The 15,708-nt window shown below is 63.9% G+C and carries 14 protein-coding genes; 7 read left to right on the top strand and 7 right to left on the bottom strand.

Annotation, left to right across the window (positions count from 1 at the left end):
* Positions 1 to 8: 8 nt before the first annotated feature.
* Both IVB13_RS28010 and IVB13_RS28005 read right to left on the bottom strand, forming a co-directional pair.
* On the bottom strand, positions 9 to 227 hold the full coding sequence (locus IVB13_RS28010) for a hypothetical protein (RefSeq protein WP_007614210.1): 219 nt from the start codon (positions 225 to 227) through the stop codon (positions 9 to 11).
* 119 nt (positions 228 to 346) lie between these two features.
* Positions 347 to 553: a DUF465 domain-containing protein gene (locus IVB13_RS28005; RefSeq protein WP_007596255.1), complete on the bottom strand. Its 207-nt coding sequence runs from the start codon at positions 551 to 553 to the stop codon at positions 347 to 349.
* 327 nt (positions 554 to 880) lie between these two features.
* On the opposite strand from IVB13_RS28005, the gene IVB13_RS28000 reads away from it, so the two are divergent.
* A complete protein-coding gene (locus IVB13_RS28000; RefSeq protein ID WP_007596254.1) occupies positions 881 to 1,060 on the top strand; it encodes a DUF465 domain-containing protein in 180 nt (59 codons plus the stop codon).
* A gap of 167 nt (positions 1,061 to 1,227) precedes the next feature.
* Here IVB13_RS28000 and IVB13_RS27995 read toward each other — a convergent pair whose 3' ends face one another.
* The gene (locus IVB13_RS27995; RefSeq protein WP_018453826.1) at positions 1,228 to 2,331 is read right to left on the bottom strand and encodes an NAD(P)/FAD-dependent oxidoreductase; all 1,104 of its coding nucleotides are present in this window, start codon (positions 2,329 to 2,331) and stop codon (positions 1,228 to 1,230) included.
* A 202-nt stretch (positions 2,332 to 2,533) separates the two neighbouring features.
* Between IVB13_RS27995 and IVB13_RS27990 the strand changes: the two genes are divergently transcribed.
* From IVB13_RS27990 to IVB13_RS27965, 6 genes are all read left to right on the top strand, one after another.
* Entirely contained in the window at positions 2,534 to 5,221 is a 2,688-nt protein-coding gene (locus IVB13_RS27990; protein ID WP_018453827.1) for an EAL domain-containing protein, read from the top strand.
* A gap of 137 nt (positions 5,222 to 5,358) precedes the next feature.
* Positions 5,359 to 6,816, top strand: a complete 1,458-nt coding sequence (locus IVB13_RS27985; protein WP_026232603.1) for a glycerol-3-phosphate dehydrogenase — start codon at positions 5,359 to 5,361, stop codon at positions 6,814 to 6,816.
* A 75-nt stretch (positions 6,817 to 6,891) separates the two neighbouring features.
* Positions 6,892 to 8,061: an ABC transporter ATP-binding protein gene (locus IVB13_RS27980; RefSeq protein WP_026232604.1), complete on the top strand. Its 1,170-nt coding sequence runs from the start codon at positions 6,892 to 6,894 to the stop codon at positions 8,059 to 8,061.
* The gene (locus IVB13_RS27975) at positions 8,058 to 8,972 is read left to right on the top strand and encodes an ABC transporter permease (protein ID WP_018453830.1); all 915 of its coding nucleotides are present in this window, start codon (positions 8,058 to 8,060) and stop codon (positions 8,970 to 8,972) included. Before IVB13_RS27980 ends, IVB13_RS27975 begins: the two co-directional genes overlap by 4 nt.
* A gap of 4 nt (positions 8,973 to 8,976) precedes the next feature.
* On the top strand, positions 8,977 to 9,789 hold the full coding sequence (locus IVB13_RS27970; protein ID WP_018453831.1) for an ABC transporter permease subunit: 813 nt from the start codon (positions 8,977 to 8,979) through the stop codon (positions 9,787 to 9,789).
* A gap of 12 nt (positions 9,790 to 9,801) precedes the next feature.
* Positions 9,802 to 10,323, top strand: a complete 522-nt coding sequence (locus tag IVB13_RS27965; protein WP_018453832.1) for a DUF6622 family protein — start codon at positions 9,802 to 9,804, stop codon at positions 10,321 to 10,323.
* Here IVB13_RS27965 and IVB13_RS27960 read toward each other — a convergent pair.
* The 4 genes from IVB13_RS27960 to IVB13_RS27945 form a co-directional block, all read right to left on the bottom strand.
* Complete coding sequence (locus IVB13_RS27960; protein WP_018453833.1) at positions 10,298 to 11,149, bottom strand: carbohydrate ABC transporter permease; 852 nt, start codon at positions 11,147 to 11,149, stop codon at positions 10,298 to 10,300. The two genes, IVB13_RS27965 and IVB13_RS27960, sit on opposite strands and share 26 nt — an antisense overlap.
* Positions 11,146 to 12,018, bottom strand: coding sequence for a sugar ABC transporter permease (locus tag IVB13_RS27955; protein WP_018453834.1), 873 nt, complete (start codon positions 12,016 to 12,018; stop codon positions 11,146 to 11,148). The genes IVB13_RS27960 and IVB13_RS27955 overlap by 4 nt, the downstream gene beginning before the upstream one ends.
* 76 nt (positions 12,019 to 12,094) lie before the next feature.
* On the bottom strand, positions 12,095 to 13,480 hold the full coding sequence (locus IVB13_RS27950; protein WP_018453835.1) for an ABC transporter substrate-binding protein: 1,386 nt from the start codon (positions 13,478 to 13,480) through the stop codon (positions 12,095 to 12,097).
* A 208-nt stretch (positions 13,481 to 13,688) separates the two neighbouring features.
* Entirely contained in the window at positions 13,689 to 15,617 is a 1,929-nt protein-coding gene (locus tag IVB13_RS27945) for an AsmA family protein (RefSeq protein ID WP_162496341.1), read from the bottom strand.
* Positions 15,618 to 15,708 lie beyond the last annotated feature (91 nt).

The raw sequence follows: 15,708 nt of genomic DNA, 5'->3' as shown, positions 1-15,708 counted from the left end.
GCTGACAGTCAGGCGGCGCTGCTCTTGCTCCGCATCTTGCTGCGCGAGGTCTCCGGAATGCAGCCTGCGGAAACCGCCGCCTGCAATTCTTCCAGCTCGGCCTCCAGATATTCATTGGCCATGATCAGCGCCTTGATGGTGCTGCGCAGATTGCCGTCGCACATCGCGATCGCCTGATCGCAGGCTTGTTCATAATGGCTGTTGTCGAGAAGGGCGGTTGCCGACATCTGCATTTTCCTTAGACGGTTTCCCCGGGGGTGTTGGGTGCTCAAATGTTCTTATTTTGTTCCTTTCGAGTCAAGCGGATTTACGTGCGGCGGGGCCGCCGTAAAGTTCTACCCGTGGATCAGGCGATGATGTCGGGCGTGATCTGGTCTTCGATGAACGCGATACGGTCACGCAACAACAGCTTGCGTTTCTTCAACCGCTGTAACCGCAACAGGTCGGGGGCGGGCGATTGATGCAGTGCATCGATCGCCACATCGAGATCTCGGTGTTCCTGGTGCAACCGGGCGAGCTCGGATTCGAGTTCGCGCGCATCTTCATTGGTCATGTCTGCGGTGGCCGAAAAACCGATAGGCGTGAGATTAAGGCTGTGGATGCCCTGTGGAAACTATCGTCCTTGCGCGCCGTGATCGCAAGCGATCTCGGGCTGTCGCGCGCCGATCTCCCGCGAGATATTTCTGCGGTCGCTCCGGCGTTGCGCAAGCGCATTGATATCACGGATTTTTCCCGCGTGGTTCCCTTACTCACGCTTCGTTACATATGAATTTCTAAAAATGACAGCGCGACGACTGATATCCATCGACAGAACAAATCGGTGATGTACACTTCCTCGTCCGGTCGAATCCAAGGTTCACCCCTACCGAGGAGGTTTCGAATGACAATTCAGGCACATCTGGTTGAATTGGAACGGAAGCACAAAACTCTCGAAAACGAATTGCACGAAGCTCTCGTGCACCTTTCAACAGACGACCTGCAAATTGTTGAGTTGAAGCGCCGGAAGTTGATGGTCAAGGACCAGATCGAGCGTCTCAGGCACGGCGACACGCTCCACTAGTAACCCCGTAACAGCGTAGAGTTGATCGCACCCTTTCAGGCAGGGATGGGAGCCTTTGCGCTCATCCCTGCTGCAAGGCGCGCAGCGTGCAAGGATTTGCGCGGCTCCAGCGTCTTGTCTGGACGCAGTTCTTTACGCGCAACCGGAATCCAATTCGCTTTAAACCACTAGATGTTTGCGAGCTCGGCGACGTGATCCGCGATCGCGAGCGATGACGTCAATCCGGGCGACTCGATGCCGAACAGATTGATCAGGCCTTCGACGCCGTGATCGCGCGGGCCCTGCATCAAGAAATCCTGCGTGGCCACCGCCGGCGGCACAATCTTCGGGCGGATGCCCGAATAGCTCGGCATGAGAGCACCGTCAGGCAACGTCGGCCAGTATTTGCGGATCGCCGGGTAGAAGCGCTCGGCGCGTGACGGGTCGACCTCATAGTCGATCGTCTCGATCCACTCGACGTCAGGGCCGAAACGGGCCTGCCCGGCCATGTCCAGCGTCAGATGCACCCCTAGGCCACCGGGCTCGGGCACCGGATAGATCAGGCGCGAGAACGGCGCCCTAGCATTGCAGCTGAAGTAGTTTCCCTTGGCGAGGTAGGCCGTCGGGATCCGTTCCAGCGGCATGCCCTCGATGTTGCGCGCCACGGTGGTCGCCGAGAGCCCGGCGGCGTTGACGAGGAGGCTGCATTGCAGCGTCATCGGCGCTTCGCCGCCCGCCTCGATCTCGATGACGCCGGCGGTCGCCTTGGCACGGATCAGCGGGGTGTGAAACGCGAAGGCCGCGCCCGCGTCCTCGGCTTCGCCGCGCAGCGAGAGCATGTAGGCGTGGCTGTCGATGATGCCGGTCGACGGCGACAGCAGCGCGGCGTCACAGGCGAGCGCCGGCTCCAGCGCACGTGCCGCATCACCCGTGAGCAACTGCATGTCGAGCACGCCGTTGGCCTCGGCATGCGCCTTGATCGATTGCAGCTTCTCGGTCTCTTTCGGATTGGTCGCGACGATCAGCTTGCCGCAATTCCTGTGCGGGATGCCGCGCTCGGAACAGTAACGATAGAGCGCGTGCTTGCCGTCGACGCACATGCGCGCCATCCAGCTTCCGGCGCGGTAGTAGATGCCGGCATGGATCACCTCGCTGTTGCGCGAGGAGGTGATGGTGCCGATGGCCTCGGCTTGCTCGAGCACGATCACCTCGCGCCCGGCTTGCGCCAGCTTTCGAGCCACCGCGAGCCCGATCACGCCGGCTCCGATGACGACGCAGTCCACCCTATCCATGGTCGTGCAGGACGTCCGCTCGAAGCGACGATGGCCCCACGCCTGGGGAGGGCGACGCGGGGGCTTTTTCCGTTAAGGAAGCATTTATCATGTCAGGGCAATTGCCGTATTTGATGCCACATTGTTCCGTTGCGCGTACAGGCGTTTACCCGATCCAAACTCGCGAGGCCAGACAATCCGACGTTGAAATCGCGGGTGGCTGATGGCTGAGAAGAACTGGCACGCGGGCAGCGCGCTTCCGATTGCGGTGCAGGCCGTCGTGTGCCTGGCCGCAGCGGTCGCGCCTGCGCGCGCCTTTGCCCTCTCAGACAGCTTCACCCCTCCGAGCTATCTCGGCGAGCTTGATCCCAACGTGATCTGGGAAGCCCTGATCGCGGGAATTGTGATCTGTTCGTTCTTCGCCGCGATCGCGCTGTGGATCCATTCCTCGCTGCGCCGGACCAGGCGTCTGCAGCTGCGGCGCAATGCCTTCGTCTCCTCCGCCATGAACAATCTCAACCAGGGCGTGGTGATGACGGATGCGCAGCGGCGCGTCATCTTCTGCAACGACCGCTATATCGAGATTTACGGCCTGGCGCGGTCGGATCTCTGGGCCAACATGAACGGCTACGAACTCCTTGAGCTGCGACGCAAGCGCGGGGTGCTCGGCGCCGCCTCCAACGACGAGTTCTACGAGAAGGCGGCAAGCACCAACGGCTTGATCACCGAACTGCCGGACGGGCGGGCCATCCTGGTGAAATATTTCGTGCTGCCCAACGGCGGCTCGGTGACGACGCATCTGGACGTCAGCGAGCAGCGCAGGCTGTCGCGGCAGCTCGCCTCCACCAAGCAGTTCCTGGAAACGGTGCTGGACAACGTGCCGGCCTGCGTGGCCGCAAAGAACATCGAGGATGGTCGCTACATCTTCGCCAACAGCGCCTATGAGCGGTTCTGGGGCTTCTCGCGCGACCATGTCGTCGGCAAGAACGCGCGCGAGCTGTTTGCGCCGATCTCGGCGGACAGCATCGAGGCGACCGACCGCACGGCACTCGATTCGCCGGACGGCCAGTTTCGCAACGAATTCGAGGTCGACCGCGCCGGTGAGCGACGCATGGTTGCCTCGATCCGGATCGTTGTCCGCAACGAGAGCAACAAGCCCGAATTCCTGATGCTCGTGTTCGAGGACATCACCGATCGCCGCTCGCTGTCGAAGGAGCTGGAGAGCACGAAGAAGTTCCTCGAGCTCGTGGTCGACAACATCCCGGTGGCCCTGATCGTCGAGCAGGTCAAGGACGGCCGCTACCTGCTCGCCAACCGCAGCGCCGAGACGATCCTCAACCGCAGGCGCGAGGAAGCCACAGGCCTGACCGCGTCCGACATCTTCAATCCCAAGGAAGCCAAGCTGATCATCGCGCGCGACGAAGCCGCGATCAAGAAGCGTGGGATGATCACCGAAGAGCACCCGATCTCCACAAAGGACGGGCTGCGGCTGTTCCTCACCCGCCGCGCCACCGTGCTGAGCGACACCGGCGAGCCGCAATATCTGATCAAGACCCACGAGGACGTCACCGATCGCCGGCAGACCGAGTCGCGCATGGCGCACATGGCCTATCACGACGGCCTCACCGATTTGCCGAACCGTGCCGCTTTCCTGCAGGCGTTGACCCAGATGATCGAGGCCTGCGAGGGCACCGGCGAGGAGTTCGCGGTTCTGTGCGTCGATCTCGACGGTCTCAAGGAGGTCAACGACGTCTTCGGTCATGCGCACGGCGACAAGCTCCTGGTCGAGGTGGCCCAGCGGCTCCAGGACTCCGCGCGCGGCGGCGTGGTGGCGCGCCTGTCCGGCGACGAGTTCGGCCTGATCATCGACGGTAAGCAGCCGGATGCAGGTCTCGCGCTGGCGCAGCAGATCGGTGATGCCGTCGCTAAGGAATTCCAGATCGACGGCCGCCCGGTCCGCGCCGGCGTCACCACCGGCATGTCGATCTTCCCGCACAACGGCGCCGACGCCGCCTCGTTGCTCGCCAATGCCGGCGCGGCGCTGTTCCGCGCCAAGCAGAAGTCGCGCGGCACGATCAGCCTGTTCCAGCCGGAGATGGACCAGCAGATCCGCGATCGCCGCGTGCTGCACCAGGATCTCTCGATGGCGATCAAGAACGGCGAGCTCTCGCTCGCCTTCCAGCCGCAGGGAGCAGCGGGCCACAGCGTCGCCGAGAGCGAGATCATCGGCTTCGAGGCGCTGGCGCGCTGGCAGCATCCGGTGCGCGGCCAGGTCTCCCCGGCCGAATTCATCCCGATCGCGGAGGAAAGCGGCCTGATCGTCGAGATGGGCGAGTGGATCCTGCGCGAAGCCTGCCGCGAGGCCGCGTCCTGGCCGAAGCCGCTTCAGATCGCGGTCAACCTGTCGCCGGCGCAGTTCATGCACGGCGACGTGGTCGGGCTCGTGCATTCCATCCTGCTCGAGACGGGTCTCGCACCCGGTCGGCTCGAGCTCGAGATCACCGAGGGCGTGCTGATCGAGGACTTCGATCGCGGTCTGGCGCTGCTGCGCCGGCTCAAGGCGCTCGGCGTGCGCATCTCCATGGACGATTTCGGCAGCGGTTATTCCTCGCTGAGCTATCTCCAGGCGTTCCCGTTCGACAAGATCAAGATCGACCGCGCCTTCATCATCAATCTCGGCCGCAACCCGCAATCGGCGGCGATCGTGCGCGCGGTGATCGATCTCGGCCATGGCCTGGAAATGTCGATCGTCGCCGAAGGCGTCGAGACGCTGGAACAACTCGCCTTCCTCGCCGCGGAAGGCTGTGACGGCGTGCAGGGCTATCTGCTCGGCAAGCCACTGCCGATCGGGAAATATGCCGGCCTCGTCGGTCGTGCCGAAGTCATGGAGCTTGCGCTCAAGACCGGCTAGAGCGTTTTTCGAGCGCAGCGGATGCGGGTTCGCGTCAAGAGAACGCGCCAAACCAGAATCTAGAGCCCCGTTCCGATTTCATCGGAAGGGAAATGGCTCTAGAGATGGCGAGCGTTTCGCTCCCATTCGACGGCTTCATGGCGGATTACGATTTTGCGATCATCGGCGGCGGCCTGAACGGTGTCAGCCTCGCGCGCGATGCCGCCGGCCGCGGCCTGCGGGTCATCCTGTTGGAGCAGGGCGATCTGGGCGGCGCGGCGTCGTCGGCAACGCCGCGGCTGATCCACGGCGACCTGTCGGTTCTGGAACGGCGCGGCTTCCGCCGGGTGCGCCGGGCGCTCGCTGAGCGCCGGATCTGGCTCCGGATCGCGCCGCATCTGGTTCGGCCGATGCGCTTCGTGATCCCGGCGCATTCCGACGAGCGCCCACCATGGCTGCTGCGCGTCGGCCTGCTCCTCTACGACAGCCTCACCAGCCGGAGCGGCCTGCCTGCAACGGCGACCCTCGACATCACGCATCATCCGGTCGGCAACGCGCTGAAACGACCATTCGGCACGGCCTTCGAATATTCGGATTGCGTCGTCGACGATTCCCGACTGGTGGTGCTCACGGCACTGGATGCGGCCGAGCGCGGCGCCGTGATTCGGACTGGAGCGCGCTGTGTGCGCGCCGATCGAACCGACACATGGCGGCTCGCGGTGGTCGACCGCGGCCATCGTCGCACGATCACGGCCCGGGCACTGGCCAACGCCACCGGCGGCTGGACGTCGATGGTCGCCGAGACCGTGCTGCGGCAGCCGCAACCCGCCGTGGCGGCGATGCAGATGAGCCAGATCATCGTCCCGCGATTGTTCGATTCCGATAACGTCTACGTCTTCCAGAACAGCGATGGCCGGCTGATCTTCGCGAGTCCTATCGCGCGCGATTTCACACTGATTGGAACAGTCACGCACGATTTCACCGGCGATCCTGCGATCGTCGCGATGCGGGGGGCCGACGTCAGCTATCTCTGCGAAGCGGCCAGTCGCTATTTCCGCGAGCGCGTTGCCCCGACCGACGTGGTGCGCGCGGTCTCCGGCGTCAACCTGACGCTGGCGTCCGCGCGCGGGCGTGATGGCACGACGCTGTTCGACGCGCGACGGCGCAAGGCGCCGCTGATCACGATGTTTGGCGGTGACGTCACCACCTCGCGCCTGCGGGCGGAGCGCGCGGTGACGAAGTTGACGCCGTTCTATCCGATGTCGCCGCCCTGGACCGCAGGCGCGGCGCTGCCGGGCGGAGATTTTGCCTGGGATCGTTTCGACACCGAGGTCGATCTTGCGCGTGACCGCTGGCGCTTTCTCTCGGAGGCGCAGGCCCAACGCCTCGTCGCGGCCTATGGCTCGCGGCTATCGGCTGTGCTTGCCGAGGCGAAGACCCGGGACGATCTCGGCCCCGCCTTCGGTCCCGAACTGACCGGGGCCGAGGTGCGCTATCTCATGACCCACGAATGGGCGCGTTTTCCCGAGGACATCCTGTGGCGCCGCTCCAAGCTCGGCCTGACGATGTCAGCGGGGGAATGCAATGCGCTGGCTGCGTTCATGGCGAATGCGTGAACGAACGGCCTCTAACCGGTTGAGTGAGGGACGATCGGCCGCTAGCGTGCGGCTTGATTGGGGTTGGCAGGAACCATGACTGACGAGTTGCCCAGAACAGACGCGGCTGCGGCTGCGGTCGGAGAGACGCAGCTCGCGGCCGGCGAGCCGTTGCTGCGCATCGAGGGCGTCGCCAAGACGTTCGGGACGTTCCGGGCCGTCGATGGCGTCTCGCTCGACATCAAGGCCGGCGAGTTCTTTGCGCTGCTCGGGCCCAGCGGCTGCGGCAAGACCACGCTTCTGCGCATGCTCGCCGGTTTCGAAGCGCCGGATCAAGGGCGCATTCTGCTCGGCGGCAAGGACATCGCGCAGGCGCTGCCGCATGAGCGGCCGATCAACATGATGTTCCAGAACTACGCGCTGTTTCCGCACCTGTCGGTGCGCGACAACATCGCCTTCGGCCTGAAGCGCGCCGGTATGGCGCGCGCAGACATCGCCACGCGTGTGGCGGAGATGGTTGCGCTGGTGAAGCTCGACGGACTCGAGAAGCGCAAGCCCGACCAGCTCTCCGGGGGACAGCGCCAGCGCGTGGCGTTGGCGCGTGCACTGGCGCGACGCCCGCAGCTCCTTCTGCTCGATGAGCCGCTCGCAGCGCTGGACAAGAAGCTGCGCGAAAGCACCCAAGGCGAACTGATGGAGCTTCAGCGCCGGCTCGGCATGACCTTCATCATCGTCACCCACGACCAGGAAGAGGCGATGACGATGGCGAGCCGGATCGGCGTGATGAGGGACGGCAGGCTGGCGCAGGTCGCGAGTCCCCGCGAACTCTACGAGGCGCCACGCTCGCGCTGGATCGCGGAGTTTGTCGGCGACATCAACCTGTTCGACGCCAAGTCCAAATTGCGCGACGGTCATCGTCTGGTCATAGGCACGCGCGATGCGGGACCGCTGGTGGTGGCGGAGCCGCGCGAGCCGTTCGGTGAGGTCAGATTATCGGTTGCGATCCGCCCCGAGAAGGTCAAGCTGTCGCGCCGTGGGCCGGCGAGGGAGGCCGGTCATGAGACGGCGATCAACCAGCTGGACGGCGTGATCGCCGACATCTGCTATCTCGGCGGCACCACCACTTACAAGGTGAAGCTCGAGGCCGGCGGGACGGTGCAGGCGTCGGTCGCCAACAGCGCGCGCCTTGACGTCGACGCCTACAGCGTGGGCCAGCCTGTCGTCGCCTGGTTCACGCCCGACGACTGCGTGGTGCTGCCGTCATGAGCGGGCGCCGCATTTTTGCGCGACCGGCTCACTTTGCCGCGATCGCGCCCTATGTCTGGATGGTGCTGTTCTTCCTGGTGCCGTTCGGCTTCGTGCTGAAGATCAGCCTGTCGCAGACGGCGATCGCGCAGCCGCCTTACGAGCCGGTGTTCGACCTGATGGCGGGATGGGGGGCGCTGAAGGCCGCCTTTGCCGCGCTGTCGATCGACAATTTCAGGCTGCTCGTCTCCGACGATATCTACGTGTTCGCCTATGTGCGTAGCCTCACCGTCGCCGTCACCGCGACCGCGCTGTTGCTCCTGATCGGCTATCCCATCGCCTACGGCATGGCGCGGCTGCCGGCGCGCTGGCAGGCCGTGGCGATGGTGCTGGTGATCGTGCCGTTCTGGACCTCGTTCCTGATCCGGATCTATGCCTGGATCAACATCCTCCAGCACGACGGCCTGCTCAACCAGATACTGCTGGCGCTGCATCTGGTTAGTCAGCCCGTGGTGTGGCTCTCCACCGACAGCGCGATGTATATCGGCATCGTCTATTCCTACCTGCCGTTCATGATCCTGCCGCTCTACGCCACGCTGGCCAAAATGGAGCCGGTGCTGGAGGAGGCCGCCTCCGATCTCGGCGCGCCGCGCTGGCAGGTGTTCTGGCTCGTCACCTTCCCGCTGTCGCTGCCCGGCGTCGGCGCCGGCGTGCTGCTGTGCTTCATCCCCATCGTCGGCGAGTTCGTCATTCCGGATCTCCTGGCCGGCTCCAATGCGCTGATGATCGGCCAGACCTTGTGGCTCGAATTCTTCACTAACAAGGACTGGCCGGTCGCCTCCGCCGCGGCCATCGTGTTGTTGGTGGTGCTGCTGGTCCCGCTGCTGCTGTACGAACGGCTGCAGAAGCGGCAGCTGGAACAGGGGCGGTGAGGCGATGCGCAAGGTCTCCCGTCTGTCCCGCTTCAACGTCGCCTCGCTTTCGCTGGGTCTGGCCTTCCTCTATCTGCCGATCCTGATCCTCGTGATCTATTCCTTCAATGCCTCGCGGCTGGTGACGGTGTGGGGTGGCTGGTCGCTGCGCTGGTATCACGAGTTCTTCAATGACCGCGCCATGATCGAGGCGGCCTGGATGAGCCTGCGCGTCGCGGTTTCGTCGGCAACCATTGCGACCCTGATCGGCACGCTCGCCGCCGTGGCGCTGTCGCGCGGCGAGCGGTTTCGCGGCCGCACCCTGTTCTCCGGCATGCTCTATGCGCCGCTGGTGATGCCGGAGGTGATCACCGGACTGTCGCTGCTGCTGCTGTTCGTGGCGCTAAACGCGGAGCGCGGCTTCTGGACGGTGACGATCGCCCATACCACGCTGACGATGTGCTTCGTCGCCGTCGTCGTGCAGTCCCGCCTCGGCTCGCTCGACCGCTCCTTGGAAGAGGCCGCGATGGATCTCGGCTACGACCCCCTGCGCGCGTTCGTGGCCGTAACGCTGCCGCTGATCGCGCCTGCGATCGTCGCGGGCTGGATGCTCGCCTTCACGCTGTCGCTGGACGATCTCGTGATCGCGAGCTTCACCACCGGCCCCGGCTCGGCGACGCTGCCGATCCGGATCTATTCGGAAGTGCGGCTCGGAGTGAAGCCCGAGATCAACGCGATCTGCACGCTGGTGATCGCCTTGATTGCTGTTGTCATCGTCATCGCCTCGCTCGCCTCGAAACTGTCGAGCTCGCAGGGCGAGAGCGCGGCGCCGCTATAACGGGAGGCGATGATGACGTTTGCCTATCAGGTCCTGGTGCATACGCCGCTCTGGGTCTGGACCTTGCTCGCCTATCTGGTCTGGCAGGGCATCAAGGCGATGCAGCCGCGCAAGACGCCGATCTGGCGTGCGCTGATCGTTCCGATCGTATTCATCGTCTGGGGCATTTCGCGGATTGGCTTCGGACATCAGGATAGCGCGTGGCCGCTGGTTGCCTGGGGCGGGGCCGCATTGGTGTTGTTGCCGATCGGCGTATTAACGTCGCGTCCGTTCGACGTCGATCACAAGACAGGCGAGATCATCCGCGCGGGTGGCGCCTTTGCGCTGATCCGCAACCTCGTCATATTCTCTCTGCAGTATGCGGTCGGCGTGATCTCGGCGGTCGATGCGAGCGACCGTGCACTCGCACTCGTCGTCGGCCGCGCGATTTCGGGCGCGACCGCGGGCTATTTCATCGGCTCGATGATCGCGCTGCTGGTTGCCTACCAAAGAAAGCGCGCCGTGGATCTCAGGACTTCACCGCACCGGCCGTGAGCCCGCCCACCATGTAGCGCTTGAAGGCGTAATAGACCGCGGCCGGCGGCAGCGCGTAGATGAAGCCGGTGGTCATCAACAGCTCCCACGGCGAGTCGTCGGCGGCGAGGAAGTTGCCGAGCGCGACCGGCAGCGTGATATCGGTGTCCTTGGACAAGAGCAGGAACGCGTAGAGATATTCGTTCCAGGCCAGCAGCACGGCATAGGTGCCGATCGCGACCAGCGAGGGCATCATCAGCGGCACATAGACCAGGCGGAACAGCTGCAGCGTGGTCGCGCCGTCCATCACGGCGGCCTCGTCGAGCTCGACCGGCAGCTTGTCGGACGCCTGCTTCAGCACCCAGATCGCGTAAGGCGAAGCGATTGTCACCATCGCCAGGATCAGCGACCAGTGATTGTTGAGCAGGCCGTAGTTGCCCATGGTGCGGTACATCGGCACGGCGAGGAACGCCGCCGGGATGAAGTAGGTGAACAGCGCGAGATTCATCACCCAGCGGCCGCCCGGCGCCTTAAGCCGCGAGATCGAGAATGCGGCGGCGGTCGCGACGAACAAGGTCAGCGCGCCTGCGGCCAGCGCGATCACCGTCGAGTTCCAGAACTGGATCCAGAAGTCTCGCAGGAAATAGTGCTCCTGGTAGAACACGATGTGAAAGTTGTGCAGCGTCGGATGATCCGGCCACAGCTTGCCCGAGAACGCGTCCTCCTTGGGCGAGATCGCGAACAGGAACATGTGGTAGATCGGAATCATGGTCCAGATGAAGACCGGGATGCCGATCAGCAGGAGCTTGGCTTCGGTGCCAACTTCGCGGAGGGTGGGAAGCTTCATCGCGACAACCGTTTCATCATGAAGTATATCAGCGGCAGCACGAGCGGTATCGCGCAGACGATAGAGGCCATCGCAAGCGAGAGCTGGTCGAGCCGGAGATAGCGGATGCCGAGTGTCGACAGCACGTGCGTGAGGTCGGCCGGCCCGCCGCCAGTGAGCAGATAGACGCTGTTGAAGTCGCCGAGCGTCCAGATCATCGAGAGCAGCGTGCAGGTGACGTAGAGCATCTGCATCGACGGCCAGGTGATGAAGCGGAATTTCTGCCACGGACTGGCGCCGTCGACCTCGGACGCCTCGTACAGATCCTGCGGGATCGCGAGCCGCCCGGTCAGCAGGATCAGCGTCCAGAACGGCAGCGACTTCCAGATATGCACGGCGATCGCCATGGTCAGCGCGACCGTCGGATCGTTCAGCCAGTTCGGCCCGTCATCGCCGGTGAGAGAGAAGATGAAATGGTTGACCATGCCCCATTCGGGATTGAGCATGAAGCGGACCGACAGGATGGTCGGGATCGACGGCACCGCCCAGGGCAGGATGAAGATCACCGACAGCCATTTGATCCAGGGGCGCTGCTGGGCGAAGAAGCCGGACAGGAACAGCGCGATCAGCATCTTCACGTTGATGCCGATGACCAGGAAGATCAGCGTGTTGACCGCGGCGCGCGCGAAGATCGGGTCGTTGTACAGCGCGACATAGTTCGCCGGACTGCGCGCCAGCCACAGGCCGTAGCCGACGGGATAGACGACGAAGGCCAGGAAGACGAGTAGATAGGGCACAAGCAGCAAGATGCCCCAGACCTGCTGCGTGGTCAGGCGCGCCGACAGGGGAGGGGCCGGAATTGTGTCTGAGCCGGAAAGTGTGATCGCCATATCGCATACCCACCGAAAGCAACCGGTCGCGGAGAGCCGCGACCGGTATTAGCATATACCTTATTGCAGTCCGAGATCAGCCCGCGACCGCCTTGATGCGGGCGATCAGCTCGTCGACCGCCTTGTCCACCGGCACCTTCTCGCTGACCACGCGGTTCATCGCCTTGGCCCAGACGTTCTCGTTGTTCAGGATGGTGAACTTCCAGTTCTTGGTGAAGTCGAACGCGGCGGTGCCGCCCTTGAACTGCGAGTAGACCGCCTTGCGATGCCGGTCAGCCTGCCAGAACGGGCTCTCTTGGCTTTCCTTCGTCACCGGGAACCAGCGGCCGAGCGCACCCTCGATATAGGGGCGGACGTTCTCTTCCTGGAGCAGGAAGGCGATGAACTGCTTGGCCTCGGCCTTGTTCTTGGCCACGGAGAAGACCAGCCCGGTCTTGACGTCCGAGCGGTAGCGGATCGTCGAACCGTCCGGAGCCTTCGGGAAGGACGCGGTGATGATGTCCTCGCCATAGGCCTTCTTGCCGGCTTCGCGCTGCTCGGGCGTGAGCGTCTGGTTCTGGGAATCCTCGAACCACTTCGCCGCGATCGAGATCGTGAAGTTGTGGGTCATCACGATGGTCTTGTTGTGGAACGCGACGTTGTTGTCGGGATCCTTCCAGGTCGTCGAGGACGGCGGGGTGCAGCCCTTGATGTAGGTGTCGGTGTAGTCCTTCATCGCCTTGATCAGGTTCTCCCGGACCTTGGGATCGTCGACCGTAAGCTTGCCGTCGTCGTCGACCAGCTTGACGTGATAGGCATCCATGAAGGTGTAGAACGACTGGAAAGCGTCGGTGGATTCCACGCCCATCGGCTGGCCGACGCCGTAGACGCGCTGGCCGGTCGCCTTGCGGATCCCCGGTTGCACCTTGTCGCACCAGAACGTCCAGTAGCCTTCCCAGTCGGTCGGGATGTCGGCGAGCTTGAAGCCGGCCTTCTCAAGCATGTCGTTCCAGATCTCGACATGCATGCTCTGCTGCTTCAGCGGGAAGCCGTAATAGGCCTTCTTCTTGGTGACGTCGTTATAGAGGATCGACGCATCCAGCGTGTTCTGCACGAACCGATCCTTGATCGGCTCCATGATGTCTGAGAGGTCCTCGAGCCTGCCTTCGTAGGCCCACTTGCCCTGGACCTGCACGTCGTAGGTGTCGGAATAGGCAACATCGGGCACGGTGCCTGAATCGAGTGCGGCGACCGTCTTCGGAATCATGTCCTGGATCGCGTACTGCGACAATTCGACCTTGATGCCGGTCTTGGCTTCGAACTTCTTGATTGTCTCGAGCAGCGCGTCGTCTTCGGAGCGGTAGAAGCCCTTGCCCCACCAGACCGTAATCGTCTTCTGCTGCGCAAATGCGGGTGCAGCGGCTGCAAACAGCCCGGCCGCAGCGACCGCCAGTGATACTGCGCCAATAACCTTGGATTTCACGTTTTTCTCCCTCAAACGGCCGGTGTTTTTAACCGGTCGTATAAAACACTAGCGCATGGCCGCTATCCGATCTAGCGGCTTCTTGTCAGACATAGGTCGTGGGGTGTCGGGCGAGAGGAGATGCTTAATGTGCGCATCGATCCAATCGCCGCATCAATTCGCCCTGATCAATTCGCGCCGATCTGCTGGCGCCGCTTGATCGCCGTCCTTAATTGGACTTCGCGCCTTCCTTGGCGTTCTCCGCCGTCGGCGCTTCGGCCGGTGCGGGACGTTTTCCGGTGCCGGTGATGCGCTCAATCGCGGAGCGCACCGCGTCGCCCGGCTTGCGGTCTTTCAGCATGTCGAGCAGGGGCGCAGAGGCCGGCGAACGGCGGATCAGGCTTTCCGGATCGGGGAAGACGAGGGGGTCGTCCCAGGGGCCCTGCACCACGAAGGGCAATTCGAACCCCGACGCGCTGTTGAGGCTGGCCACGCCCTTCATGTCGTATTCGCGCGTCGGCACCGAGGCGGTACCGGTCATGGTGATCTTCGCCGCCGGTCCTTCGACGCGGATGTCCTCGGCGGTGGCGACGCCGTCGGAGAACTTCACCGCGATGGTGAGATTGTCGTAAGGGGTAGAGCCGTTGCGGAAATTGCCGCCGCCGGACAGCGGCCGCCGCTCGAGCCGCTTCAGGAGCTGCTCGGCATTGAAGCCCGCGATCGCGCCGTCATGCCCGGTCACTGTGGCGCTGCCGTCGAGCGACTGCACGAGGCCGAACGGGCTCGAGCCGGACGCGAGGAGCGAGACGTTGATGTTGCCGCGCCCGGACAGCTTGTTGATGCCGAACAGCTCGGAGGCGCAGGCCTGAAGGTCGACGTCGGTGAACTGGAATTGCGCCTTGATGTCGGCGACGGTGTCGGAGCGCGCGATGCCGAACGAGCCCTTGGCGATGCCGCCATAGACCTGGGCCTCGCCGACCGAGAGCGCCAGCGTGCCGTTGCGGAGATTCGCGCCGATCGCGGTGCGGCCGAGTTTCGACGTCCCGACCGTCAGCTTGGCGGCCGACAGGCGCATGTCGAGGTCGGTGGTCGACAAGGCGTTGAGATCGAACAGCTGCCTGTTCCAGTCGCGCGCGCCGCTCGCGAGCAGGCGGAAAGTCGAGATATAGGGGGTGAAGTCGAGCGCGTCGGCTGCGAGCGTCGCCTGCAGCGTCTGCCGGCCGTTATTGGCGTAGGTCATCACGCCCTCGGCGGTGTTGCCGTCGAGCTCGACATTGACGTTGGTGAGCGCGATCGACGCGCCGACGACATTGGCCCGCGCCTTCAGCGCGAAACGGCCGAAGCCGCCGCTGGCGGGCTGCGGCTGGCCGGTCCAGCGCAGCGCGTTGCGCAAGGACGGGCTGTCGATGGTGAGCGTACCCTCCATCATCGGGCTGGTGCGATTGGCGACGCTGCCGTCGAAGGCGAGCTTGAGCGGTGCGCTCGCGATCCGCGCCTTCAACCCCGAGCGCTCGCCGGAGAGGGCGGCGACGAAATCGGAAAAGCTGATCGAGCCGTCGACCCGTTCGCCCCGCCAGTCGAATTGTCCGGTCGCAGCGAAGGAGCGCGAGATCGAGGGCCAGGCCAGCGACAGGTCGATGTCCTCGAGCTTCTCGGTGCCGTGCGTGGCGGCGTCCTCGTAATTGAGCACGCCGTCCTGGATCCGGATCTCGGAGAACGACACTTGATTCTCGGCGCCAGGCTTCATGGTGCGCGCGATGGTCTGGATGAACGGTGTCCAGTTGCTTTCACCGTCCGGCTTCAGGCTGACATGGATGCGCGGCCGCAGCAGCGTCAGGTCGGCGATCTCGAACCGTTGCAGCAGCAGCGGCAGCAGCCGCAGGTTCGCGGTGAGAACGTCGACATGGAGCGCGGGATCGCTGGTGCCGCCGCCCTTCAGCCCGACGTCATGGAAGGAGATGTAGCTTGCCGGCAGCACCGAAATGTCGATCGCGCCTGCGACGTTGACCTCGAGTCCGGTGACGTCGCGGATCTGCGTTTCCACGGCCTTGCGCAGTGCGTCGCGGTTGATGAGCCATGAGGTCGCGATCAGGGCGATCAGCGCCACGCCGAGCAGCGCCGCGATCGGCGTCCCGAGGCGCTTCATTCCTTGGGCCATGGTCAATGGCATGTCCTGATCGAGTTGGTCGCTGGAGCCAGAAGGCGGGCTGGGAAACCTGCGCGCCCCACGCCCAAGACCTATTGTGTTA

This window comes from Bradyrhizobium sp. 17, assembly GCF_023073515.1.
Taxonomy (GTDB): Bacteria; Pseudomonadota; Alphaproteobacteria; order Rhizobiales; family Xanthobacteraceae; genus Bradyrhizobium; species Bradyrhizobium canariense_D.
Note: the sequence above shows the minus strand (reverse complement) of the source record. Positions and strands in the feature narration are given on the sequence as shown.